This window comes from Nocardia farcinica, assembly GCF_029867845.1.
GTDB lineage: Bacteria > Actinomycetota > Actinomycetes > Mycobacteriales > Mycobacteriaceae > Nocardia > Nocardia farcinica_A.
The window spans coordinates 1-1168 of the sequence record NZ_JARWRU010000150.1 but is presented as its reverse complement, the minus strand read 5'-3'; the positions used below and the strand labels follow the sequence as shown (position 1 = coordinate 1168).

Annotated in this window: 1 protein-coding gene; it reads left to right on the top strand. The window is 74.9% G+C overall.

Translation table 11 applies throughout. The features are described 5' to 3' along the window. A partial coding sequence (locus QH283_RS02975) for a condensation domain-containing protein (RefSeq protein WP_280501485.1) occupies positions 1-1168 on the top strand: 1168 nt, incomplete at both ends.

The window sequence follows — 1168 nt, the reverse complement described above, 5'->3', positions numbered from 1 at the left end:
CGCCAGGTCTCGGTGCGCACCCTGTTCGAGGCGCCGCGGGTGGCCGAGCTGGCCGCCGCGGTCGCGGAAGCGGACGCGGCCGCCCGACCGCCGCTGGTCGCGGGTGCGCGGCCGCGCCGGCTGCCGCTCTCGCCCGCCCAGCAGCGCATGTGGTTCCTCAACCGCTTCGACACCGCCTCCACCGCCTACACCATCCCGATGGCGCTGCGCATGACCGGCGAACTGGACGTGGCCGCCCTGCGCGCCGCCGTCGCCGACCTGGTGGCCAGGCACGAATCACTGCGCACCCGCTATCCCGAGGTGGACGGCGAACCGGTCCAGCAGATCCTCGACCCGGCCGAGGTCGCCGTCGACCTGCGGCCGAGGGATGTCGCCGCGGACGAGCTGGCGCGGCACATCCGCGAACTGGTCGAGCTGCCGTTCGACGTGACGGCCGAGGTGCCGGTGCGGCTGGCGCTGCTCCGCCCGGCTCCCGGCGAGCACGTGCTCGTCGGCGTGCTGCACCACATCGCCGCCGACGGCTCCTCCACCGTGCCGTTCGTCGGCGATCTCATGACCGCCTACACCGCCCGCCTGGCCGGTGACGCGCCGGACTGGCAGCCGCTGCCGATCCAGTACGCCGACTACGCCCTGTGGCAGCGCGCCCTGCTCGGTGACGAGGACGACGCGGCCTCCCTCGCGGCGCGGCAGATCGCCTACTGGACCGAACAGCTCGCCGGGCTGCCCGACCAGCTGGCCCTGCCGGCCGACCACCCGCGCCCGGCCAAGCAGAGCCTGCGCGGCGGCCTGGTCGAGTTCGAGGTCGACGCCGACCTGCACGCCCGGCTGAGCGCGCTCGGCCGCGAGTCCGGGGCCACCCTGTTCATGGTCGTGCACGCCGCCTTCGCCGCCCTGCTGGCCCGGCTGTCGGGCACCGACGACATCGCCGTGGGCACCCCGGTCGCGGGGGGGGGGCCGCGCGGCCGCGCCCGCGGCGGCGGGGAGGTTGGCGACACCCCACGGCTGCGGCTGAGGATGAGATCCCGCCGGACCCGGATGCGATCGAACGATCGTCGGGGACGTGGGAGGCTGTCGCGTCTGCTGTCGTCCTGGCGGGCATGGTCGGCTCTCGTGCGGCGTCGTTTGCCTGCGAGCTGGAGGGCGGTGTTGACGCACATGCGGATAACGG